The sequence below is a fragment of the Synechococcus sp. L2F genome (assembly GCF_024345695.1).
Taxonomy (GTDB): domain Bacteria; phylum Cyanobacteriota; class Cyanobacteriia; order PCC-6307; family Cyanobiaceae; genus MW101C3.
The window spans coordinates 507,562-528,296 of record NZ_JAGQBP010000001.1; the positions used below are offsets into that span (position 1 = coordinate 507,562).

General features: G+C 67.2%; 23 protein-coding genes and 1 tRNA gene. 15 read left to right on the top strand and 9 right to left on the bottom strand.

Annotation, left to right across the window (positions count from 1 at the left end):
• Positions 1 to 79: 79 nt before the first annotated feature.
• From KBZ19_RS02520 to KBZ19_RS02530, 3 genes are all read left to right on the top strand, one after another.
• Positions 80 to 1,147 carry an ABC transporter substrate-binding protein gene (locus tag KBZ19_RS02520; protein WP_255099656.1) on the top strand — a complete coding sequence of 356 codons (1,068 nt, stop codon included), beginning with the start codon at positions 80 to 82 and terminating at the stop codon, positions 1,145 to 1,147.
• 794 nt (positions 1,148 to 1,941) lie between these two features.
• Positions 1,942 to 2,400, top strand: a complete 459-nt coding sequence (locus KBZ19_RS02525; RefSeq protein WP_255099657.1) for a hypothetical protein — start codon at positions 1,942 to 1,944, stop codon at positions 2,398 to 2,400.
• A 310-nt stretch (positions 2,401 to 2,710) separates the two neighbouring features.
• A complete protein-coding gene (locus KBZ19_RS02530) occupies positions 2,711 to 3,559 on the top strand; it encodes a shikimate dehydrogenase (protein WP_255099658.1) in 849 nt (282 codons plus the stop codon).
• Between the two features lie 63 nt (positions 3,560 to 3,622).
• Here the strand turns inward: KBZ19_RS02530 and KBZ19_RS02535 are convergent, their stop codons facing one another.
• Positions 3,623 to 4,702 (bottom strand): DUF3616 domain-containing protein, encoded by a 1,080-nt coding sequence (locus tag KBZ19_RS02535; RefSeq protein WP_255099659.1) that lies wholly within the window; start codon positions 4,700 to 4,702, stop codon positions 3,623 to 3,625.
• Between the two features lie 845 nt (positions 4,703 to 5,547).
• On the opposite strand from KBZ19_RS02535, the gene KBZ19_RS02540 reads away from it, so the two are divergent.
• A complete protein-coding gene (locus KBZ19_RS02540) occupies positions 5,548 to 6,078 on the top strand; it encodes a GNAT family N-acetyltransferase (RefSeq protein ID WP_255099660.1) in 531 nt (176 codons plus the stop codon).
• Between the two features lie 53 nt (positions 6,079 to 6,131).
• Here the strand turns inward: KBZ19_RS02540 and KBZ19_RS02545 are convergent.
• Positions 6,132 to 6,203 (bottom strand) — tRNA-Lys (locus KBZ19_RS02545).
• Positions 6,204 to 6,265: 62 nt separating this feature from the next.
• On the opposite strand from KBZ19_RS02545, the gene KBZ19_RS02550 reads away from it, so the two are divergent.
• The 6 genes from KBZ19_RS02550 to KBZ19_RS02575 are packed head-to-tail and all read left to right on the top strand — an operon-like array spanning position 6,266 to position 10,849.
• Entirely contained in the window at positions 6,266 to 6,817 is a 552-nt protein-coding gene (locus KBZ19_RS02550; protein WP_255099661.1) for a gamma carbonic anhydrase family protein, read from the top strand.
• Between the two features lie 36 nt (positions 6,818 to 6,853).
• Positions 6,854 to 6,976, top strand: coding sequence for a photosystem II protein Y (locus tag KBZ19_RS02555; RefSeq protein ID WP_094510999.1), 123 nt, complete (start codon positions 6,854 to 6,856; stop codon positions 6,974 to 6,976).
• A complete protein-coding gene (gene trmFO, locus KBZ19_RS02560) occupies positions 6,976 to 8,370 on the top strand; it encodes an FADH(2)-oxidizing methylenetetrahydrofolate--tRNA-(uracil(54)-C(5))-methyltransferase TrmFO (RefSeq protein ID WP_255099662.1) in 1,395 nt (464 codons plus the stop codon). The genes KBZ19_RS02555 and trmFO overlap by 1 nt, the downstream gene beginning before the upstream one ends.
• 24 nt (positions 8,371 to 8,394) lie before the next feature.
• Positions 8,395 to 9,948 carry a carotenoid isomerase gene (gene crtH, locus KBZ19_RS02565; protein ID WP_255099663.1) on the top strand — a complete coding sequence of 518 codons (1,554 nt, stop codon included), beginning with the start codon at positions 8,395 to 8,397 and terminating at the stop codon, positions 9,946 to 9,948.
• A 55-nt stretch (positions 9,949 to 10,003) separates the two neighbouring features.
• Positions 10,004 to 10,252: a hypothetical protein gene (locus KBZ19_RS02570; protein ID WP_094511001.1), complete on the top strand. Its 249-nt coding sequence runs from the start codon at positions 10,004 to 10,006 to the stop codon at positions 10,250 to 10,252.
• Positions 10,253 to 10,300: 48 nt separating this feature from the next.
• Positions 10,301 to 10,849: a hypothetical protein gene (locus KBZ19_RS02575; RefSeq protein ID WP_255099664.1), complete on the top strand. Its 549-nt coding sequence runs from the start codon at positions 10,301 to 10,303 to the stop codon at positions 10,847 to 10,849.
• Between the two features lie 46 nt (positions 10,850 to 10,895).
• Here KBZ19_RS02575 and KBZ19_RS02580 read toward each other — a convergent pair whose 3' ends face one another.
• Positions 10,896 to 11,627 (bottom strand): response regulator transcription factor, encoded by a 732-nt coding sequence (locus KBZ19_RS02580; RefSeq protein WP_094511085.1) that lies wholly within the window; start codon positions 11,625 to 11,627, stop codon positions 10,896 to 10,898.
• A 184-nt stretch (positions 11,628 to 11,811) separates the two neighbouring features.
• Here KBZ19_RS02580 and KBZ19_RS02585 point away from each other — a divergent pair, with 184 nt between their 5' ends.
• A complete protein-coding gene (locus tag KBZ19_RS02585) occupies positions 11,812 to 12,078 on the top strand; it encodes a DUF6761 family protein (protein ID WP_255099665.1) in 267 nt (88 codons plus the stop codon).
• Between the two features lie 210 nt (positions 12,079 to 12,288).
• On the opposite strand, the gene grxD is transcribed toward KBZ19_RS02585, so the two are convergent.
• The 4 genes from grxD to KBZ19_RS02605 form a co-directional block, all read right to left on the bottom strand.
• Positions 12,289 to 12,612 carry a Grx4 family monothiol glutaredoxin gene (gene grxD / locus KBZ19_RS02590; protein ID WP_255099666.1) on the bottom strand — a complete coding sequence of 108 codons (324 nt, stop codon included), beginning with the start codon at positions 12,610 to 12,612 and terminating at the stop codon, positions 12,289 to 12,291.
• 132 nt (positions 12,613 to 12,744) lie between these two features.
• Positions 12,745 to 12,978 (bottom strand): BolA family protein, encoded by a 234-nt coding sequence (locus tag KBZ19_RS02595; RefSeq protein WP_255099667.1) that lies wholly within the window; start codon positions 12,976 to 12,978, stop codon positions 12,745 to 12,747.
• Between the two features lie 60 nt (positions 12,979 to 13,038).
• Positions 13,039 to 13,584 carry a hypothetical protein gene (locus tag KBZ19_RS02600; protein WP_094511006.1) on the bottom strand — a complete coding sequence of 182 codons (546 nt, stop codon included), beginning with the start codon at positions 13,582 to 13,584 and terminating at the stop codon, positions 13,039 to 13,041.
• 27 nt (positions 13,585 to 13,611) lie between these two features.
• Complete coding sequence (locus tag KBZ19_RS02605; RefSeq protein ID WP_233132845.1) at positions 13,612 to 14,310, bottom strand: 1-acyl-sn-glycerol-3-phosphate acyltransferase; 699 nt, start codon at positions 14,308 to 14,310, stop codon at positions 13,612 to 13,614.
• 231 nt (positions 14,311 to 14,541) lie between these two features.
• Here KBZ19_RS02605 and KBZ19_RS02610 point away from each other — a divergent pair, with 231 nt between their 5' ends.
• Together KBZ19_RS02610 and KBZ19_RS02615 are read left to right on the top strand one after the other, a co-directional pair.
• On the top strand, positions 14,542 to 15,291 hold the full coding sequence (locus KBZ19_RS02610) for a pyridoxine 5'-phosphate synthase (protein ID WP_255099668.1): 750 nt from the start codon (positions 14,542 to 14,544) through the stop codon (positions 15,289 to 15,291).
• Positions 15,288 to 15,620 (top strand): MgPME-cyclase complex family protein, encoded by a 333-nt coding sequence (locus tag KBZ19_RS02615; RefSeq protein ID WP_255099669.1) that lies wholly within the window; start codon positions 15,288 to 15,290, stop codon positions 15,618 to 15,620. Before KBZ19_RS02610 ends, KBZ19_RS02615 begins: the two co-directional genes overlap by 4 nt.
• Positions 15,621 to 15,756: 136 nt before the next feature.
• Here KBZ19_RS02615 and KBZ19_RS02620 read toward each other — a convergent pair whose 3' ends face one another.
• Both KBZ19_RS02620 and KBZ19_RS02625 read right to left on the bottom strand, forming a co-directional pair.
• Entirely contained in the window at positions 15,757 to 15,924 is a 168-nt protein-coding gene (locus tag KBZ19_RS02620; RefSeq protein WP_255099670.1) for a hypothetical protein, read from the bottom strand.
• A 258-nt stretch (positions 15,925 to 16,182) separates the two neighbouring features.
• Positions 16,183 to 16,542, bottom strand: coding sequence for a hypothetical protein (locus KBZ19_RS02625; protein WP_255099671.1), 360 nt, complete (start codon positions 16,540 to 16,542; stop codon positions 16,183 to 16,185).
• Between the two features lie 111 nt (positions 16,543 to 16,653).
• Here KBZ19_RS02625 and KBZ19_RS02630 point away from each other — a divergent pair, with 111 nt between their 5' ends.
• Positions 16,654 to 17,310 carry a metallophosphoesterase gene (locus tag KBZ19_RS02630; protein WP_255099672.1) on the top strand — a complete coding sequence of 219 codons (657 nt, stop codon included), beginning with the start codon at positions 16,654 to 16,656 and terminating at the stop codon, positions 17,308 to 17,310.
• A 19-nt stretch (positions 17,311 to 17,329) separates the two neighbouring features.
• The gene (locus KBZ19_RS02635; RefSeq protein WP_255099673.1) at positions 17,330 to 20,731 is read left to right on the top strand and encodes an exodeoxyribonuclease V subunit gamma; all 3,402 of its coding nucleotides are present in this window, start codon (positions 17,330 to 17,332) and stop codon (positions 20,729 to 20,731) included.
• The last annotated feature ends 4 nt before the right edge of the window (positions 20,732 to 20,735 follow it).

Here is a 20,735-nt window from a genome sequence, read left to right on the forward strand (position 1 = left end):
CATCTTCAGCAGAAACTCAACCATCAGGGGTTCGGTGGCGGGGCTGGGAACAGCCCTCCTGCTGGCGGTCGGGTCAGTCTTGCCGGCAGGTGCCGTGGAGCCGGTGCTGCGGGTCGGGGTCGTGGATGGCGCACCACCGTGCAGCTACCGCGATGCAGGCGCCTGGCGGGGTCTGGCCATCGATCTGTGGAACCGAATCGCCACCCGTGAACAATTGCCCTATGTGGTGTCCGAGTGGCCGTCCGTGCGGGAGATGTTGGAAGCCACCCGTCGGGGAAGCCTGGATGTGGCGGTGGGCTGCATCAACGTGTCGCCGGATCGCCTGGAAAGGTATCGCTTCAGTCTGCCGTTCCAGGAAGATGGGCTGGCAGTGATGGTGGTGCAGAGCCGGCTGGATCTTGGGCGCTCCTTCCTGACGGCCTTGCTGACACCCACACTGCTGCAATTGCTGAGCGGTTATCTACTGGCGATCGGTGTGCTGTCACTCCTTACCTGGCGCGTGGAGCACTACGGCCAGCAAGCCCAGACGCTCAGCGACGGACACCTGCGCAGCTTCAGCAAGGTGTTCCAGATTCTTGCCACCGGGCCGGGGAGTAACACCCTGGTGAGCACCACCCGGGGCCATGGTGTCGTGCTGATGGCCTACATGGTGCGCATTGTGTCGGCGTCGTTGCTGGTGGGTTATCTCACGGTGAATGTGGCACAGGAGGTACAGGGAAGCGCCGGTGGGAGCATCCGCTCGGAAGAAGATCTGCGTGGGCTGCGGGTGGGAGTGCGGCAGGGCACTGTCAGCGAAAGCCTATTGAAAGAGCTGAATACAGGCGGCACCGCAGCGAAGATTTCAATCGTGCCACTGACCAACATTCGTGCCGGCCTGGATCTACTCGTGACCCGGCGCATTGATGCCCTGCTTGGCGATAATCTGCAGCTGAGCTACTTGCTGGTTCATTCGAAGGCGAAAGGCATTGTGCCGAGCTTGGCCCTGCAGGGGATCCGCCCGGAATCTCAGGCCTTCGCCTTTGCGCCAGGCCTGCCGGAGGCCACGGCAGAGCGCATCGATCAATCCATCAGCGAATTGAAACGCAGCGGGCTGGTGAGCAACATGCGCCAGCAAGCCACTGAGCCTGGCTCAACGCAGGGGCGCTAATCTGGCGTCGGCGGGCTATGTGTCCCGGATGCGAACTGCGCTCTTGCCTTGTAGATAAATCAACTGGTTAGGCACAACAGGGGACTGCCGCTTGAAAGTGATCAAGACCTGCCAGCCGAAGGCAAAGCCGTCAATCAGCTTCGACGCACTCTCCAGTGACTGACACTCCAAGACCTCGATTGGGGCCTGGCTCCAACCCCCTGGCAAGCCGGTGACGTCTGGCAGGGGGTTGGAGCCAGCAAGATCGATCGTTCCAGAGTTCACCTTGCTGCCCACGTGCCTCATCCCGTGTTGCACGAACGATTCCGTATTCGTGCATGCCATGTGGATCTCACCTATCCGTTCGTGCTGAGCTGGAGCCTGCTTGAGGTACTGACTTGTGGATGTCTTTGATGGAAAAGGCTTGGCTCATACCATCGCCAATGTTCTTGCAGGCGCGCCATATAATTTCTACATTTGACTCCCATTCCATGGCCCTTCAGTGTCCGAATTGCCGAAGTCGATCCGTTCGATTGGACAGAAGCCTTGCCGGGCGCTCTGTTTGCGCTGTCTGTGGTGTGCCGATGCGTCAAGAGCAACAAAGGCAAAACCGGCAACGGTCCCAGTCCATCCAGGCCTTGTCTGTGAAATGGAGGTGGAACGCTTCGCCGCAAACTCTCATGGCCTGGTTAGGCGTGGCTGCATTGCTTGGATCCTATGCCTATCTGGCTTCGAACCCACGAGCACTTCACCAATGGCTCGCCCCCTACAGCCCATCCACGAGGAATTCCTGGTGGCTTCAGACACCAGCAGATGTGGAGGTGCTGATCGGCAAAGCACAAGCCGGCGATCAGGAGATGGTTGCTCCAACTGTTCACGCCAATATCCGCGAGCTGATTGCTCGCCTTCAAGCCAAAGGAGTTCGCGTGCTGATCAGCGGCAATGTGACGGACGGTGCTGCCGGAGTCTGGGACCCAGGAGTGGCAGAAGTCAGAATCAAGCCTTCAGCAGTTGCACTGGGAAGCAACATTCTGGTTGAGATCCTTGCCCACGAATCCGCCCATGTTGCACAGTCCTGCCGCGCTGGTGGCCTTGGCAGAAATAGTGAACCTATGGGAATTCAGGTGTTTCCGGCAGAGAGGTTTAAAGACCAACTGAATTCACCTCTATACCGAGGCCATGTGTCCACAAAGGTCATTGAGCTTGAGGCCTTCACGGTGGGCACCAATCCTCCATGGGCCATCAAATTGCTGGATCATTACTGCAAGGGGTAATGCAAAGAACTCCTTTGAAGTGATTGACCAGCAAGACGCTCCACCCCCACCCGCCCCCTAAGCAGCAGGAATCGCCCACAGCGGCGAATGCACGACTTGAAACGATCAGCACCTAACGGGCGACCTGATTGCAACGGATGGGCAAATGGTTAGTTCCAATCCAACGTGGCGCGGGCTTCGATGGGCAACCTCCACAGTCCATTGCCATGGTCAAAGCAATGGATTGTTTCCCCAGGCCGATGTCACCTTGTTGCCAGTATGGATCTGGTCTGGCCAACGCTGCGAGGCTGGAGCTTGCAGCACCACCGCCATGATCCCTCCCCAGAAGCAGATGACCGGCATGCTCGGCCACCCGGTGGCGGAGAACCCGATTGATCTGATGTTTGACGCGGTGTATGCCCACTACGGCTTGAACTGGCAGTTCTGGAAGAACGACATCGCCAACGAACTGGATCTGGCCCTGGCGGTGAAGGCGCTGGTGCCCCTCGGTTACCGCGGCGTGGGCATCACCGTGCCCTACAAGGTGGCGGTGATGCCGTTGCTTGATGCTGTCGATGCCGATGTGCAGGCCATCGGCGCCGCCAACTACCTCACGATCGAAGAGGGCCGCCTGATCGGCCACAACAACGACGGCAAGGGAGTAGTGAAGGCGATCGAAAAGGTGGCGCCCCTGGCGGGGCAACGGGTGGTGATGCTGGGAGCCGGTGGTGCCGGTCGGGCGATGGCGGTGGAGCTGGCCTGGGCTGGCGCCTCCCATCTCACCCTGGTCACGCGGCGGCAGGAGCAGGGCGAAGAGGTGGCCCACACCGTCACCCGCGCCTCCGGGGTGCCGGCGGTGTGGCAGCCCTGGCAGGGAGAGGTGGCCGTGCCGGCGGGCACCACCCTGTTGATGAATGCCACCCACCTGGGTTGTGCGCCCGAGCTGGAGCCCATCCCGGTGCAATGGGACACGGTCGATCCCGGCTGCGTGGTGGTGGATGTGATCACCAACCCCCGCATCACACCGTTCCTGGCCACAGCGCGTGGGCGGGGCTGCCCGGTGGTGGATGGCGTGGAGATGCTGGTGCAGCTCGCTATGCAGATCTTCGAGCGCTGGACCGGCCTGCCCCCGGAAGAGGAGGTATTCCAGCGAGCGGTGGCTGCTGCGCTGGGTGAGTAAGGAAGAATCCAAAAGGAAGGAGAAGAGATTCAAGCGACGCCCGAACGCAGCATCCAGTTCGTCTCACTCAGGCACCACAAACCCCTCAAGCCGGGTGCACAGGCCTGGACCTTCGCCGCGCGCCACCGTGGGGTCGTCGTAGGCCACCCAGGCGAGCAGATGGCCGTCGCGGCGTTGCACGTCGAGGCCTTCCGGCTTGTCGCTGCCCTGATCCGGCCGACCAGGGCGGCCATCACGGATCCACAGCAGCGGCTCCGGCTGCTCCACCGTCAGGCCAGGGGTCGGGGCGGAGTCGTCAGGGCGGAGGGCGTTGCGCCAGCGGTAGATGTAACAAGGGCCCGCCAGGGTCATGGTCGGGCCGGCCAGCACCAGCACGTCGTCACTGCCGGGCACCACGGCCAGATCCCGCACCGCCAGGCCGCTGAGCTGAAGATGGCGGCAGCGCCAGCGCTCAAGGCTGAGGGTGGGGCCGTCGCCATCGAGCCCACCCAGCCGCAGGTCAACCACCAGGGCGATGCCCCGCAACACCGGACCGCGCAACCCGACCAACACCCGATCGCCGCGGGCGGCGATGCCTTCGATGTCGAGGCCGTTGTCCTTGCTGGGAATCATCAGAAACGGGGCGAGCCGCGGATCAGTCGCCAGAGCCGACGTGAGGGCATCGCGCGGAGCGGCCGGATCGAACGCCAAACGCTGACCTGTCACAGGCCGGCCCTCGCTATCCAGCTGCAGGCAGCCGAGCACATGGGCGTTGCGGCTCTGCTTGTCATGCAGGCCCAGCGGTTCACCCTTGTCGTCGTCGTGCTTCCGGCGCCGCAGGCTGTGGGAACCCACCAGCCAGAGCCGATCCGCATCGAGCGACAGTCCCTCGATGTCTGATTCGCCGCTGTCTTTCCCACCAGCCAGGCCAAAATCCTTGAGCTTCACCTCGCAAAGCTCGCCGTAGCGGTGCTCATCCAGGCGCTTCAGCCGGTAAAGGCTGCGGCCTTCATCTCCGCCGAGCCAGAGGATCCCATTGCAGGAGGCCAGAGCGGAGAGATTCTGCTGCAGATCTTCTGTCTTCTTGTCACCGGAAAGGCCCAGCTCAAGCAGGCGCTGCTGGCTCGAGTCGGCCAGGGGCAGGTCACTTTCAGAACGATGCATCGGTGGGGATGGAGACAACAGGCATGCCGCAGCTTTGACTCAGAGGGAAGGCGACCAGACGTTCCATGGGTGTGTCAGGCCCATGACGGCAAAAGGGCCACTTCGGTGACCTGGAGCGATCGGAATCGCCGGGAGTTGCGGGGTGCTGAGCCGTAGCAACTGACAACAGTCCTGTCCCGCGGGACCATCCACTCCAACAGGCTGCTTCCACGACGGGAACGGTGCGAAGGTAGCGCAACTGAGGAAGAAAGGACGAAGCGGTGGCAGGTCAAGACCGCCACGAAGCGAGCTCAAGCGATGGGCGATCGATACCAGCGAGGTAACAGCGCCGGATCTCCACACTGTCAGCCCCATGGGTGCCAGGGCGGGTCGTTCCCGGTCAGCAAAGGAGGGCAACGATTCGCCGGCCTGGCGCATGCAGAGACAACGCCCCATCCCATAGGGCTGCTGATCCAAAAGGAAACGCAGCGCATGTCCTGGCTCATTCCCGTGCGTCTCTATAGCTTCTTCCGAGGATCGGCTCAATGCTGAATCGAGCAGCGTGATCCTGCAGCAACACCTGCACGCTGTGGTGAAGGCCGCGAAGCGGTGGAACCGCCGCCATGCTGTGCGCAAGCTTTGTTTTGCACCAATCCACGGGCAACTTGCCCGTCGGTGACGACCCGGATTGTGGTGCGTGATCAGACCCTCCCTCTGGACAGGCACGCTGGGACGTCCTGCCAGCTGGCTGACCATCGGGCGATGGGTATTGCTGATCCTCACGCGATTGGTCTCGCTGATGTCCGATCCCATGGGCGGTGGCGAGCAGCGCCAAGCAGCCAGCGCCAGGATGCATTGGCTCTTCCGTGCAGCTGCTCCCGGTGGCGTTCCCGCTGCAGATCCGCCCGTTTGAAGCACCCGACTGGCCAGCGGTGTGGGAGCTGCTGGAGCCGGTGTTCCGCGCCGGTGACACCTTCCCCCATGACCCGGCCATCACAGAGGCTCAGGCCCGCGCGTCATGGCTGGAGCAGACCCAGTCGGTGATGGTGGCCGCAGAGGCGGCTGGGTCGTTGGTGGGCACCTACTACATCAAGCCCAATACGCTCTGCCTCGGCGCCCATGTGGCCAATGCCGGCTATGTGGTGGCGCAGCGCTGCCGCCGCCAGGGCATGGGCACGCACCTCTGCCAGCACTCGCTGCAGACGGCCCGGCGCCTGGGCTACCGGGCCATGCAGTTCAACCTGGTGGTGAGCACGAGCCTCGCTGGGATCAGCTGTTGGCAGACCAACGGCTTCCATGTCGTCGGCATCCTGCCCGGGGCCTTTCGACACAAGCGGCTGGGCGATGTGGACGCCCTGGTGATGTTCCAGACCCTGACGGAGGAAGCACCTCCATGACAGGAAGCCTGAGGCCGGCGTTGAAGAAGCCTGGGGGCCGTTTTGAAAGGGTATGGGTCGCCTGAGATTCGAACTCAGGACCAATCGGTTAAAAGCCGAGTGCTCTACCGCTGAGCTAGCGACCCGCCCAACTGGGCACCAAGGGAACGTATCACAGGGAGAATGAGCGCTGTTGGCGCCCCGTTCCGTGCCCCAAGCCCCCTGGCCTGAGCCCTCCGTGCACCCCGAAGCCTGGGTGGCGCCGGAGGCGGTGGTGATCGGGGATGTGCAACTGGCGGCAGGCGCGAGCGTGTGGCCCATGGCCGTGCTGCGAGCAGATCTTGCCCCGATCCGGGTGGGAGAGAACAGCAACGTGCAGGACGGTGCCGTGCTGCACGGCGATCCGGGCCAGGGGGTCTGGATCGGCGAGGAGGTGACTGTGGGCCACCGGGCGGTGGTGCATGGCGCCACGCTCAAAGACGGCTGCCTGGTGGGCATCGGCGCCGTGGTGCTGAACGGGGTCACGGTGGGGGAGGGAGCCCTGGTGGCCGCCGGGGCGGTGGTCACCAAAGATGTGCCGCCTCGCACCCTGATGGCCGGGGTGCCGGCCCAGGCGCGCCGCACGCTGAGCGACGCCGAAGCTGCCGAACAGCGTCAGCACGCCCGCCGTTACCGCAGCCTCGCCGAGGCCCATGCCGGGCGCGGGCCGATTGCTGAGAAATGGCTCAACCCCCCCGATCCGAACGAAGCCGGCGCCTGAGCTCCGTAAGATTCACCCACACTTCGCCCCTTCCCGATGGACGCTCGGCTCCTGCTGGTTGCTACCCCGATCCTGCTGGCCGTGGGCTGGGCCGTGTTCAACATCGGCCGTGCGGCAGTCGGCCAGCTGCAACTCATGCTCAAGCGTTCCCGCGCCTGATGGTCTGGGTGATCGGTGCCGGCCTGGCCGGTACTGAAGCGGCCTGGCAGATTGCCCGTGCGGGGGTTCCCGTGCGGGTGATTGAAATGCGGCCGGTGCGCCGCTCGCCGGCCCACCACAGCGCCGAGTGCGGTGAGCTGGTGTGCAGCAACAGCTTCGGCGCCCTCTCGGCCGACCGGGCTGCGGGCCTGCTGCAGCAGGAGTTGCGCCAGCTCGGATCCTTGGTGATCGGCACCGCCGACAGCCATGCCGTGCCCGCCGGTGGGGCCCTGGCGGTCGACCGCGGCCGCTTCAGCGGCGCACTCACCGCAGCGCTGGAAGCCCATCCCCTGATCACCCTGGAGCGCAGCGAGCAGCTGGTGTTGCCGCCGCCCGGGGAGATCGCCGTGCTGGCCACCGGTCCGCTCACCAGTGAACCGCTGGCAGAGGATCTGCTGCGCTTCACCGGCCGCGCCTCCTGTCACTTCTTCGATGCCGCCAGCCCGATCGTGGAGGGCGAGGGCATTGACATGGCCGTGGCCTTCCGCGCCAGCCGCTACGACAAAGGCGACGCTGACTACATCAACTGCCCGATGAACAAGGAGCAGTACCTCGCTTTCCGTGAGGCACTGCTGAGCGCCGAGCAGGCCGAACTGAAAGATTTCGAGCAGGAAAGCGCCCACTTCTTTGAAGGCTGCCTGCCGATCGAGGAGCTGGCCCGCCGCGGCGAAGACACCATGCGCTACGGGCCGCTCAAGCCGATCGGCCTGTGGGATCCCCGCTGGGGCGACCTCTACGACGCCGATGTGCGTCGAGCCCGGCGGGCCTACGCCGTGGTGCAGCTGCGCCAGGAAGACCGGGACGGCCAGCTCTGGAACCTGGTGGGCTTTCAGACCAATCTCAAGTGGGGCGAGCAGAAGCGGGTGCTGCGCATGATCCCGGGCCTGGAAAAGGCCAGCTTCGTGCGCTTCGGCGTGATGCACCGCAACACCTTCCTGGAAGCGCCCCAGCTGCTTGATGCCACCCTGCAGTTCCGCCAGCGCCCCAGCCTGCTGGCGGCCGGGCAGATCACCGGCACCGAGGGCTATGCGGCGGCGGTGGCCGGCGGCTGGCTCGCCGGCACCAACGCCGCCCGGCTGGCCTTGGGCCAGGCACCGATCTGCCTGCCCGCCACCACCATGGCCGGCGCCCTCACCCACTTCATCGCCACCGCGCCCAGTGAGCGCTTCCAGCCGATGCCGCCCAATTTCGGCCTGATGCCGGAGCTGCCGGAGCGCATCCGCGACAAACGCCGCCGCTACGGCGCTTACCGCGACCGCGCCCTGGCGGATCTCGCCCCCTTCACGGCACCATCCTCAGCAGCGTGCATGGCAGATCCGGCCGTCACTCCCGGGGCCGACCTGGCGCTTGCCTAGCCTCGGCGCACCGGCAACATCCCCGTGCAGCAGACGAGCGTCAACACCTCCCCGGTGGCGGGCGGCGAGGCCTTGGATGCGGTGGTGATCGGCTCCGGCATCGGCGGGCTGGTGACGGCCAGCCAGCTGGCGGCCAAGGGGGCGAAGGTGCTGGTGCTGGAGCGCTACCTGATCCCGGGGGGCTCCGGCGGCAGCTTTCGGCGCGAGGGCTACACCTTCGATGTGGGCGCCTCGATGATCTTCGGCTTCGGCGAGAAGGGGCACACCAACCTGCTGACCCGCGCTCTGGCGGATGTGGGCGAACGGCAGGACACCATCCCCGATCCTGCCCAGCTCGAGTACCACCTGCCCGGCGGTCTCAACGTGGCCGTCGATCGCGACTACGACAGCTTCATCGCCCGGCTCACGGCCCTGTTTCCGCACGAAGCCACCGGCATCCGCGCCTTCTACGACACCTGCTGGCAGGTGTTCCGCTGCCTCGATGCCATGCCGCTCCTCTCCCTGGAGGATCCGGCCTATCTGGCCAAGGTGTTCTTCAGAGCGCCCCTGGCCTGCCTGGGCCTGGCCCGCTGGCTGCCGGTGAACGTGGGCGATGTGGCGCGCCGGCACATCAGCGATCCGGCCCTGCTGAAGTTCATCGACATGGAGTGCTTCTGCTGGTCGGTGATGCCGGCCGATCGCACGCCGATGATCAATGCCGGCATGGTGTTCTCCGATCGCCATGCCGGCGGCATCAACTACCCCCGCGGTGGTGTCGGCACGATCGCCGAGCACCTGGTGCGCGGACTGGAGCGTCACGGCGGCGCCATCCGCTACCGCAGCAGGGTCACCAGGGTGGTGCTGGAGGGCGGCCAGGCGGTGGGGGTGGAGCTGGCCGGCGGTGAAACGATCCGCGCCCGGCGGGTGATCTCCAATGCCACCCGCTGGGACACCTTCGGCAGCCTGGTCGACGACGCCCACACACCGGCTGCGGAAACGGTCTGGCGGCGGCGCTACAAACCCTCGGCGTCGTTCCTCTCGCTTCACCTGGGCGTGAAGGCGGAGGTGATTCCGGCGGGCAGCCATTGCCACCACCTGCTGCTGGAGCGCTGGGAGGAGATGGAGGCGGAGCAGGGCACGGTGTTCGTCTCGATTCCCACCCTGCTGGATCCGGCCCTGGCGCCGCCTGGCCACCACATCGTCCACGCCTTCACCCCATCGGCGATTGACACCTGGAAAGAGCTGGGGCCCACGGCCTACGCGCAGGCCAAGCAGGCCGCCGCCGATCGCCTCATCCGCCGCCTGGAAACCTTCCTGCCAGGCCTTGGCGCGGCCATCACCCACCGAGAGGTGGGCACACCCCGCAGCCACCGCCGCTTCCTGGGCCGGCATCAGGGCAGCTATGGCCCGATTCCGGCGCTGCGGCTGCCAGGTCTGCTGCCGATGCCGTTCAACCGCACCGGTATTCCGGGGCTCTATTGCGTGGGGGATTCCTGCTTCCCCGGCCAGGGGCTGAACGCCGTGGCCTTCAGCGGCTTCGCCTGCGCGCACCGGGTCGGCGCCGATCTGGGCCTCAACCCCTGGGCACTGCCGGACTGACGCCACAGGCCCGCGCCCCGCTGCCTAAGATTGTTTCAATTCACAACAACTCTTGATGTCAGCCAGGCCCAACCCCAGCTCCGAGGAGCTGGCGCGCTACCTGGAGCAGCAGGGCATGCTCACCAAGCCGTGGCTGCTCATGCAACTGCGGCTCAGCAAGCTCAGGGAGGAAAAAGACTCCATGACCACCGACGAGTACATCCAACGGGTGCAGGACGCCCACACCGATCTGATGCGGATCGGCGCCTTCTGGAAGGGCCAGGAGCGGCAGGTGTTCGGCGCCGGCGGCGGCCAGGCGGCCTGATCGCCCTCAGGACGACCGCTGTTGAACCGCTCCCCACATCGCCCTTCGATGCAACCCCCCGCCGCGCCTGCCGGCAGCACGCTGCACTGCTATCCGCTGGCGCCGCTGATCCGTTTCACCCTGCTGGCGCTTTACCTCGCCCTGGTGTTGCCCCTGCCGGTGATGGCACCGCCAGGCCTGCGCCCCTTCTGCCTGGTGGCCGTGCCGCTGGGCTTTCTGCTGGTGAGTGCACTGCTGAGCGAACAGGTGCAGCTCGATGGCGAGGGGGTGCGCGTCACCTATCCCGCCTGGTGCCGCTGGTGGCTGCGTCGTGGCTGGAGTCTGCGCTGGGAGCAGATCCACGGCCTGATGCCGATCGGCACCAGCCAGGGCGGCACTGTGTACTACCTCAAGGGGCCCGGCACCAGCCGCTACCTCCTGCCCCAGCGGGTGGCCCGGTTCCCGGAGTTCCTCGAGCAGGTGCAGCAGGCCACCGGCCTCAAGCTGACCGGCGTGGGCAGGATCACCCCTGCCTGGACCTACTGGACCCTGGCAGGCCTGAGCGTGGCCATGCTGCTCGGTGAAGCCGCAGCCTTCGCGCTCAGCATCAGGATCTGAGCACGCCAAGCTGGAGCTCCAGCCTGAACGCCCGTGCCCTGAGCGCTCAGTTGGCGCTGGTGGGTTGGCGCAGTGGTGTGGTGGGAGCCTGCGGCATGTCGTTGGCTTCCGGCAGGGTTTCCAGGCTGAAGCGATAGCCCTGCTGACGCACAGTTTCAATGCCACCGCCTTCGCCAAGGCCGGCCAGCTCCAGCTTGCGGCGCAGGGTGAGCACCTGGGTGTCCACCGAGCGGGGGCCACCGCTGAACGGGGGCCAGGCCATCCGCAGCAGCTCCTGGCGGCTGCGCACCATGCCGGGTGGCATCAGCAGGGCGCAGAGCAGGGCGAACTCGCGCGGGCTCAGCTCCACCGGTTGGTCGTGAAGGGTGACCTGACGAAGCAGCAGATGCACCTCCAGCGGCCCCACGCACACCCGCTCCTGCAGGCCGTTGCCACTGCGCCTGAGCAGGCTGCGGCTGCGGGCCGCCAGCTCCTCGAGGCCGAAGGGCTTGCGCAGGACGTCGTCGGCGCCGGCATCCAGCAGGGACACCACCGGATCGGCGCCGGTGCGGGCGGTGAGCACCATCACCGGACAGCGCAGGTGGGCCGCCAGGCGCAGGGCCGAGCTTTCCTCCAGCAGTTCGGCGCTCACCAGCAGATCGGGCATCTGGTCTTCGCAGAGCTGCAGCGCCTCGCTGGCCGTGGCCACCGCGGCGGCCAGGTGGCCGTCCTGGCGAAGGCGCTGGGCCAGCACCGTGCGCAGGGTGGGGTGGGGGTCCACCACCAGGATGCGTTTCAGAGCACTGGTTGCGGGTCCGCGGCGATCAACGCCAACCGATCCCTCAGCCTTTGCTGGGTTTGGATTCTGATTGGGCGTGAGTTCCACTCGCGACCGCGTATGCGCGCCTAGGCTAACTGGAGAGGGAGAAGGTCACTGGTGACACTGGCTGTGCTGGCGACCGGCTCCCGCCTCCGCTCTCCCCATGACCGCGCTCCAGAACCCCGAAGCCATCCGTCACTTTCAGTCACTCTGCGACGCCTGCCAAGACCTGGCCAGCCGTTTCCATAGCCAGAGTGAGCTGCGGCTCTACGCCGACGGCTACCTGCACGCCCTGCGGCGCACCTCCATCCTCGATCCGCTCTCGCAGCGGCGCCTGGAGGAGCTCACTGACCGCTGGATCATGGACCCCTCCGCTTTCGTGGGGCCCAACGGTGACATGAGCACGCTGTTCAAAAACAGCCGCAACTGAGCGCTTCTCTGAGCCTGCAACGAAGCCGCTGCGGCAGCAAGTCTCTTGACAGGGAGCGGGCCGCACTCTCAATGCTGGCACTGGCCAGGCCCGCTGTCACCCGCGTGGGATCAAGCCGGCGCTCCAGCCAGAAAACGTGAAACTCACGCAGCCTGCGCGAAGCCAACACCTCGGCTCATGGCTTCGTTGGGCCCTCTTGCAGGCTCAGGCTCAGGACGCCAGCGCCACGGCGAGTTTTTCGCGCAGTTCGCCGGAGTTGTACATCTCGATGAGGATGTCGGAGCCGCCGATGAATTCCCCGTTCACGTACACCTGAGGAATGGTGGGCCAATCAGAGAATTCCTTGATGCCTTGGCGCACCTCGGGATCAGAGAGCACATCGAAGGTTTCAAACGAAACCCCGAGTGCATTGAGAATCTGGACCACGTTGTTGGAGAAGCCGCATTGGGGCATGAGCTTGTTGCCCTTCATGAACACCACCACGGGTGCGCTGCTGACGAGGGCTTCAAGGCGTTGCTGCGTGGCGGTTTCCATGGAAGTGCGGGGGGTTGAAAAGAAAGGAGACAGTGGAGCGGGGATCTGGCGTAACGCTCTGTGGATGTCGCGGCCAACGCCGATCAGGCAGGGATAGGGCGGCTGAGAGCAGCGGCGCCCGGCCAGGTGCGGTCAGGCCGGCGCGGAGGTCTGCAGCGCCAGGGCGTGAATGGCTTCACTGGCCAGCTCGCTGCGCAGGGCTCCGTACACCAGCTGGTGCTGGCGGATGCGGCTGAGCCCCTCGAAGGCTGCAGAAACCACCTTCACCTGCAGGTGGTCGCCACCGCCGGTGAGATCTTCCACTTCCACCTCAGCGTCCGGGAGGGATCCCTGGATCGCTGCTCTGACCTGATCCGGTAACACCATGAAGAGTCGGTCGTGGCCTGTGGCGGAAATCTAGAAGTGGGAGCAGCGGATCCGCCGACTTCAGCGCGGAGCTGCAGGGGCTTCAGCGCCCGCCGCATACGGAGTGACGGCGAAACCGAGCTCGAGCAGGCTCTGATAGGCCTTGCGGCCCTCTTCGCGCGCCGGGGTCATCACCTTCACCACTTCCACCAGCAGGGGCACGGCCACTTCCGGCTGGCCCTGACGGCGCAACAGCGCCGCCAGCCGCAGGTTGGACTGGGCGTAGATCTCGAGGGCCTCCCGGGCCTTCTGATCCATCTCGCGCGGGATACGGGCATCAAGGCCGCGGAAGGAGCCGCTCAGATCGCGGTAGAAACCAAGCAGGCGGCGGCTGGCATCACGGGCAAGGTCATAGTCCTTGCGGGCGCTGGTGAGATCCCCACGGGCCACGGCGGCATCGCCACGGGTGAGAAATCCCTTCACTGCCGCGAGATTGAAGCCGGATCCTGATCCTTCCAGCACTTTCGGGGGTTCTTCCTGCGTCTGGGCCTGAACGGGCTGGGTGGCACCGAGGGGCAGAAGAGCAAGTGCCAGGGCAAGCCCAAGGGCGACGTGGGGCCGACGCACGGCTGCTTCACAAAAGGCGGCCGAACTCTAGGCGCCTGGCATCGGCCGACCCACTGCAACGCGGGCCGCTTCCTCAGCTGATTGCATCGCCACCGCCAGCTGGGCATTGAGGCCCTTGACGGAAGCACGGCTCTGGTTCTGCACCGTGAGCGGGGCCTCGAAACACACCGCTGCCTCATCCCGACGCAGCCCCCGGCCATGCCCGTAGGCGATTCCCACCGGCACGACGTTCACGGCCACCCCTTGCCCTGCCGCCAGCCCCGCCAGCCGGGCCAGTCCCTGATGAAGACGGATCGGGCCGTCCTCACGGCGGATGTGCCCCTCGGGGAACACCACCAGTTGCTGGCCGGCCGCCAGCAGATCCACCGCATACCGCAGCGGCGTGGTGCCAGGACGGCTCTGGTCCACCGGGAAACAACCGAGGCGGTGCAGGAACCAACCCTGCAAGCCCTGCATTTCCGTGCGGGTCACCATGAAGCGGCAGTCGCGGCCGGTGACGCGCCGGCCGGCCGCATGGGGCAGCACCAGGGCATCCCAGCGGGCCCGGTGCGTGGGAGCCAGCAGCACGGCGCCCTCTCCGGGCAGGTGCTGGCGGCCCAGCACGTGAATGCGCCGAAACTGGAAGGGCAAGGCCAGATCCTGGGTGACAGCCATGGCCAGGGGCGCCAGCCAGGGGCTGATGCCGTTGCAGAGTCGCCGCTCGCGGCGGATCAACGCTGGAGTCACAGCCGCAGGTGTGGCGCCATCAGGCGTGGGCGCTGCAGGGGCTGGCGGGCAGGCCGCGCTCTCCGGCTCGATCTGCTGCTGCGACTGCGCTGTCACCGCCCACCGCTGAAGGTTCTTGCAAGCTAAGAGTCACAGCTGCGCAGCGCCGAAGGGCACGGGCAGTTGCCGCTGCGGCCAGAGAACAGTGGCCTGGGGGCGATCCATAGGATCCAGGAACCTCCCGGTTTTGCCATGGCCAGCCTTGGCGTCAACATCGATCACATCGCCAATGTGCGCCAGGCCCGCCGTGCGCTGGAACCCGATCCCGTGACCATGGCCCTGCTGGCGGAGCTGGGAGGCGCCGACGGCATCACCGTGCACCTGCGGGAAGACCAGCGGCACATCCAGCCGCGGGATCTGGAACTGCTGCGCGCCACCGTGCGCTCACGCCTCAACCTGGAGATGGCCGCCACGGCGGAGATGGAGGCGATCGCCCTGCGCATCCGTCCGGACATGGTGACGCTGGTACCCGAAAAACGGGAGGAAGTGACCACCGAGGGCGGACTCGATGTGCGGGCCCAGACCGCCAGCCTGGGGCCTCTGGTGGGCCGGTTGCAGGCGGCGGGGATTCCCGTGAGCCTGTTCGTCGACCCCGACAACGCCCAGCTGGAGGCCAGTGCCGCCAGTGGCGCCCGTTGGGTGGAACTTCACACCGGCGCCTACGCCGAGGCCAGCTGGAGCGAACAGCCCCTGGAGCTGGCACGCCTCACCGAAGGCAGCCACGTGGCCCGCAGCCTGGGGCTGCGGGTGAATGCCGGGCACGGGCTCACGTATCAGAACGTGGAGCCGGTAGCGGCCATCGAAGGGATGGAGGAGCTGAACATCGGCCACACGATCGTGGCCCGCGCCCTGGCGGTGGGCCTGCAGGAAGCGGTCCGCCAGATGAAGGCGCTGGTTCAGAATCCACGCCGCGATCCCCTGTTCGGCTCGATCGATCCATGACCCTGCCTGCGCCCCTCACCTATCACTTCGTTGCCGCCAGCGAAGCGTTTCTGACCGTGGAGGAGCCGCTGGAGGAAGTGCTGCGCGAACGCCGTCGCCACTACGCCGAGCGCAACCAGCCGATCGACTTCTGGCTCGTGTCGCGGCCTGCCTTTCTGGAGGCCGCTGAACTGCAGACCCTGGGCAGCAGCGTGCCCAGACCGGCGGCCGCGGTGGTGTCAACCGACCCGAAATTCATCGAATTCCTCAAATTGAGGCTGGAATTCGTGGCGAAGGGCAGCTTCCTGGCTCCTTCGGCCACCATCGCCGACCCGTTGGCCACCACCTGAGCAGGGCGGAGGCACTTGCCACAGCCCGGGCTGATCAGCCTGGGCGACGTGCAGTGATTGTTGTGGTGTGTTGGTGTTGAGCCCCGCTGGTACGGGGCAGCAGGGGCTCAGCCCCGACAGCGCGGGGCCTTCCTGCTCAGCTGCGGCGCAGTGGGGCTTTGGTCTTGTGCTGCACCCAACCGGCAAGGTGGTGGTGCTGGCGGGAATCCAGGGCAGCGTCGGCAAGCCAACGATCCCGGAGGCACTCCAGATCGTCGGGATGGAGTTCTCCGTTCTCCTGCCAGTGGAGGTTGGTGGGAGTCAAGTGTTGGATCGCTGTCATGGCTTGGCTGCCCACTTTGTCAGCTGAAGTGGTGGCAACGGCCGAAAAATGAAGCCGATCTCCTGTAAAGAATCGGTAGATCCTGTGGAGCGTTGATCGCTTGGTGCGGAACTTCAGCGCGGATCGTGCGCGCGGCGGACCCCATTGGCGCGAAATGTTTAGCAAATGTGTCCGCAGCAGAGGTGTTTGCGGCGGAGGTGTCTGCGGCAAAGGAGGCCCATGGCCGCACCGGCACCACCCTCAGAACAGGCCGAAGAAGCGCTTGCGCTTCTCGCCCTCGGCACCCTCCGGGGTGGGCAGCTTTGGCGACGGCGCCTGCGGGGTGGGCCGCACATCCTGCTGGTACCGCGGGCGGTTGTCGCCGATCGTGAGCAAAGCCTCCTTGTTCTTCCACCAGATCCAGTCGCGGATCGGCGGAGTGGAGAGCAGCTCCTCGCGGGTGAGGCCGAGGCCGAGCTTGGCGGAGGCTCCCAGCAACACCTCGATCATTTCGTCCCCGTCCTGGCAGCGCGCCAGGGCCTCGTTGGTGCGTTTGGCGCCATTCAGCGCCTTCACCAGCGCCTTCACCTTCTGAGACGGGGGGAGGGAGGCTGGATTCATGGGCCCGCAACGACGCCTGCCGGACCGTATCAGCGCCGGCAGGCGGTTGCTGCCGAGGGGGCTGACAGATTCACGCGCGCTGGGCGAGACTGTCGTTAACGCATTCTTTGCATGCTTCCCCCTTCGCAGCCTTCCCGTCACTGGGTGATCGGTGACGTGCATGGCTGCGCCGATGCCCTGCAGTCGCTGCTGGAACGGCTGCCCACCGGCGATCGCCTCGTGCTGTGCGGCGATGTGATCAACCGCGGCCCCCACATCGAGCGGGCCATGCAGCTGGCCTGGAGTCTCGTGCAGGAAGGCCGCGCCGTATGGCTGCGCGGCAACCACGAGCAGCGGCTGCTCGATTCGCTGCGCCGGGGCAGTTGGCTGCGCAACCCCGCCCTGGCCGGCTGTGAAACCTACCGCCAGCTGGGGGATTCCCGCTGCCGCCTGTGGCAGGAACGCCTCGACGTGCTGCCGCTCACCTATGCAGGCAAGGGCTGGGTTGCCACCCACGCTGGCTTCAACCCCCACACCTGGGCGCCGGATCTGAGCATCCGCCTGCCCTTCTGGCAGGCCTACGACGGCCGCTTCGGCGATGTGGTGATCGGTCACACGCCGGCCCCAACGGTGCGTCGCCTCAACCGCATCGTGATGATCGACACCGGCGCCTGCTACGGCGGCACCCTCACCGCCTATTGCCCCGAGAGCGGCGCCAGCATCTCCGTGCCTGGCACGGGCTATCCGCAGCGGGCTCGGGCAGGCCAGGCCGCGCTCGGCTCCTTCTGACCAGCCCAGCGGCGGCGCCGTGCTGAGCGTTTTCCGCAGCAACCGCGCTGAACAGCTGGCCGCCCTGCTGGCGCTCCAGCTGCTGCACGCCCCCCCCGGTCCTTTCGAAACCGTGCGGGTGGTGGTGAACACCTGGCCCACCAGCCGCTGGCTGGGCGAGCAGCTGGCCCTGGAACTCGGTGGTATCGCCGCCAACCTGCGCTTTCCCTTTCTCACCAGCGAGCTGCGCCAGACCGTGGACGGTCTGCTGGGCGAAGGCGCCGCAGACAGTGATCCGTGGCGGGCCACCGAGCTGGTCTGGCCGCTGCTGGAGCTGCTCCCCGCGCTCGCCGCCGGCCCCGACGCCTCCCTGCTGGCCCACTGGCTGGAGCAGCGCGGCCATGGCCAGCGGCCGGCCCTCGATCTGCCCCTGTGGCAACTGGGCCGGGCGATCGCCGACAGCTTCGACGACCTCAGCCTCTACCGGCCGGCGATGGTGGCCGCCTGGTGCCGCGGCCATGACCACAACGACCGCGGCCAACCGCTGCCGGCCGATCAGCTCTGGCAACCGCGCCTGTTCCGCCAGCTGCAGGAGCGGCTGAGCCGGCCGCCCTTCGGCCTCAAGGTGCTCACGGCGATCGAGCGGCTGCGCCACGGCACCGCCTGCCTCGATGGGCTCCAGGGTCCGCTGCGGCTGTTCGGCCTGAGCAGTGCCGCTCCGGTGCAGGTGCACCTGCTGCAGGCGCTCGCCTCCGTGGTGCCGGTGGATCTCTACCTGCTCACCCCCTGCCGCGATCTCTGGCAGCGCTGCAGCGACCGGCGCCGCAGCCTCGATGTGGCGATCGAGCTGGCCGATCCCCACGACCTCGACTGGCTGGCACGCACACCCGGACTCGAAGCCCGCTTCGGGCGGCTCGGCGGCGAATTCCAGCAACTGCTGGAGGGCACCGGCGACACCCAGCTGGCCGCCGAGGCAACCCGCGATCTCTTCGTTCTGCCGGCCAGTGGCGCCGAGCACCAGGGGCGGCGGCCGCCCAGCTTGCTGGAGCAGCTGCAGCAGCAGCTGGTGGAGGCGGAGGCCTGGCCCACCCTGACGCTGGCGCCCGGGGACCACTCGCTGGAGTTCCACCCCTGTCCGGGGCGGCTGCGCCAGGTGCAGATCGTGCGCGACCGGTTGCTGCAGCTGCTGGCCGAGGATCCCAGCCTCGAACCACGCCACATCCTGGTGATGACCCCCCAGGTGGAGCAGCTGGCGCCGTTGCTGGGCTCGGTGTTCGGCGACAGCGGCGCCACCGGTGTGACCCTCCCCTGGCGGCTCACCGACCGCAGCCAGCAGGGGGACGCCAGCATCGGCGGGGCCCTGCTGCAGCTGCTGCGCCTGGGGGGAGAGCGGCTCACCGCCTCAGCGCTGGAGGCGCTGCTGGAGAACGGCGCCCTGCAGGCCCACTTCGATCTGGAAGCCGATGAACCGGCCGCCCTGAATGCCGCGCTGCAGGCCGCAGGCTTCCGCTGGGGCCTCGATGGCACCGCCCGCGGCGGTGATCCCACCCACAGCCTGCGCTGGGCCATCGACCGGTTGCTGCTGGGCCAGGTGCTGGCCGATCAACCGGGCGTGGCCGTGGGCCTGACCGCCCCGCAGGCGCTGGGGGGCAGCGTGGAGCGCCAGGCGCGCTGGATCCGGCTGCTCATCGAGGTGCAGCGCGTGCTGGAGGGCCTGGGCCGGCCGCGCAGCGCCGTCGCCTGGGGCAGCCACCTGGCCGCCCTGCTGCCGGAGCTGTTCGGCGAGGGAGGGGAGCGGGCCTGGGAGCTGCAGGCGATTCGTGCCGCCATCGCCGAGTGGCAAGGCAGCGCCGCCCGCTGCCCGCTGCCGATCAGCGCTCCCGTGGTGGCCGCCGTGCTGGAGGAGCGCCTCTCCAGCGACAGCGGCCGCTTCGGCCATCGCAGCGGCGCCCTCACAATCAGCGCCCTGGAACCGATGCGGGCCATTCCCCACCGGGTGATCGTGCTGATGGGCCTCGATGCCGATGTGTTTCCACGGCAACGGCAGCGACCCGGCTTCGACCTGATGGAACGGGAACGGCGGCTTGGTGACCCCAGTCCCGCCGACCAGGACCGCTACGTGTTGATGGAGGCGTTGCTGTCGGCCCGCGACCACCTGCTGATCGCCTGGACCAGCCGCGAGGAGCGAAAAGGGGAAGAGATGCCACCGGCCACCGCCGTGCGCCAGTGGCTGGAGCTGCTGAAGGCGGAGCTGGGGGAGCCGGTGGCGCAGCAGCTGGTGGTCAGCCATGCCGCCAACCCGCTGGAGCGGGTCAACTTCCTCGCCACGGGCGAGCGGCCACCGGCCAGCTGCGACCGGCGGCAGTTGCTGGCACGCCAGCAGCTCGATGGCGCCGCGGCGGTGGCGCCGGCCTGGCCGTTGGCCCTGCAGGAGCCGGCAGAACAAGCGTTCGGCGTTGGGGCGGAGGCGCGGGCCGGCGGCGTTGCTGGCGTGAGCGAGGCCGAGCTGGATCTCTGGAGCGACCTGCGCGACTGGCTGCTGGCGCCCCAGGCCCAGTGGCTGAAGGAGCTGGGGCTGCGGCCCAGGGAGTGGGTGGAGCCGCTCGATGACCTCGAAGCACTCGAACTCGACGAACGTCAGCGGGCCTGGCTGCTGCGTCAGGAGCACGAGCGGCAGGCCGCCGCGCGGCCGGCGGCACCAGAAGCGGGGCTGTTGGCCGCGCAGAGCACCCCCCTGCCCGCCCCCGACTGGCGCCACCTGGCGCAGGGGCGTGGCGTGCTGCCGCCGCTCAGTGCCGGAGCCCTGGAAGTGCAGACCCTGACGGGCCGCTGGGACACGCTGCAGCAGTTGCTGGCAGGCCTGGGCGAGCCACAACCCCTGGCGCTGCGCTGGCAGCAAGGCGAGGAGGGCGCGGCCACGCGGGCCCTGGCCGCCGAGCTGGTGGCCCACGGCAGCACGCTGGTGCAGGTGCGGCTTGGAAATCCCCGCCCCTGCGACCGCCTCGGCCTGTGGCTGGAGCTGCTGCTGGCCACCGCGGCCGGTGCCGCCCCCAGGGAAGCCCGCCTGATCGCCCGCGACAAGGAGGCCTTCAAGGTGGTGGGCGTCTGGGCGGCTCCCACGCAGGAGGAAGCGGCGGAGCAGCTCAACGCCCTGCTCCGCTGGCGCCAGGAGCACCGCCTGCGCTGTTGGCCGGTGCCACCGGCCATGGGCTACGCCTACGCGCTGGCGGAACGGAAAAAACCCGGCAGTGGTTCCAGCGCCGCCAGCAACGCCTGGGAAGGGGGGCTGTTCGCCATGGCGGAACGGGAGGAGGCACCGCTGGCGCTGGCCTTCGGTGGGGGCACGCCCGCCACCGACCTGCTGGCCGGACGCTTCGGCGATCTCTGCGGCCTGGCGCTGGCACTGTGGACGCCGCTGCTGGACGCGCAGGTGCAGCCGTGAGCCA

What these genes read in the sequence shown, in the direction of transcription:
- KBZ19_RS02530 (WP_255099658.1), top strand. Translation starts at nt 2,711, where the DNA reads ATGATCCCTCCCCAGAAGCAGATGACCGGCATGCTCGGCCACCCGGTG.
- KBZ19_RS02535 (WP_255099659.1), bottom strand. Translation starts at nt 4,702, where the DNA reads ATGCATCGTTCTGAAAGTGACCTGCCCCTGGCCGACTCGAGCCAGCAG.
- KBZ19_RS02555 (WP_094510999.1), top strand. Translation starts at nt 6,854, where the DNA reads ATGGACGCTCGGCTCCTGCTGGTTGCTACCCCGATCCTGCTGGCCGTG.
- trmFO (WP_255099662.1), top strand. Translation starts at nt 6,976, where the DNA reads ATGGTCTGGGTGATCGGTGCCGGCCTGGCCGGTACTGAAGCGGCCTGG.
- KBZ19_RS02570 (WP_094511001.1), top strand. Translation starts at nt 10,004, where the DNA reads ATGTCAGCCAGGCCCAACCCCAGCTCCGAGGAGCTGGCGCGCTACCTG.
- KBZ19_RS02575 (WP_255099664.1), top strand. Translation starts at nt 10,301, where the DNA reads ATGCAACCCCCCGCCGCGCCTGCCGGCAGCACGCTGCACTGCTATCCG.
- KBZ19_RS02585 (WP_255099665.1), top strand. Translation starts at nt 11,812, where the DNA reads ATGACCGCGCTCCAGAACCCCGAAGCCATCCGTCACTTTCAGTCACTC.
- grxD (WP_255099666.1), bottom strand. Translation starts at nt 12,612, where the DNA reads ATGGAAACCGCCACGCAGCAACGCCTTGAAGCCCTCGTCAGCAGCGCA.
- KBZ19_RS02595 (WP_255099667.1), bottom strand. Translation starts at nt 12,978, where the DNA reads ATGGTGTTACCGGATCAGGTCAGAGCAGCGATCCAGGGATCCCTCCCG.
- KBZ19_RS02610 (WP_255099668.1), top strand. Translation starts at nt 14,542, where the DNA reads ATGGCCAGCCTTGGCGTCAACATCGATCACATCGCCAATGTGCGCCAG.
- KBZ19_RS02615 (WP_255099669.1), top strand. Translation starts at nt 15,288, where the DNA reads ATGACCCTGCCTGCGCCCCTCACCTATCACTTCGTTGCCGCCAGCGAA.
- KBZ19_RS02625 (WP_255099671.1), bottom strand. Translation starts at nt 16,542, where the DNA reads ATGAATCCAGCCTCCCTCCCCCCGTCTCAGAAGGTGAAGGCGCTGGTG.
- KBZ19_RS02630 (WP_255099672.1), top strand. Translation starts at nt 16,654, where the DNA reads ATGCTTCCCCCTTCGCAGCCTTCCCGTCACTGGGTGATCGGTGACGTG.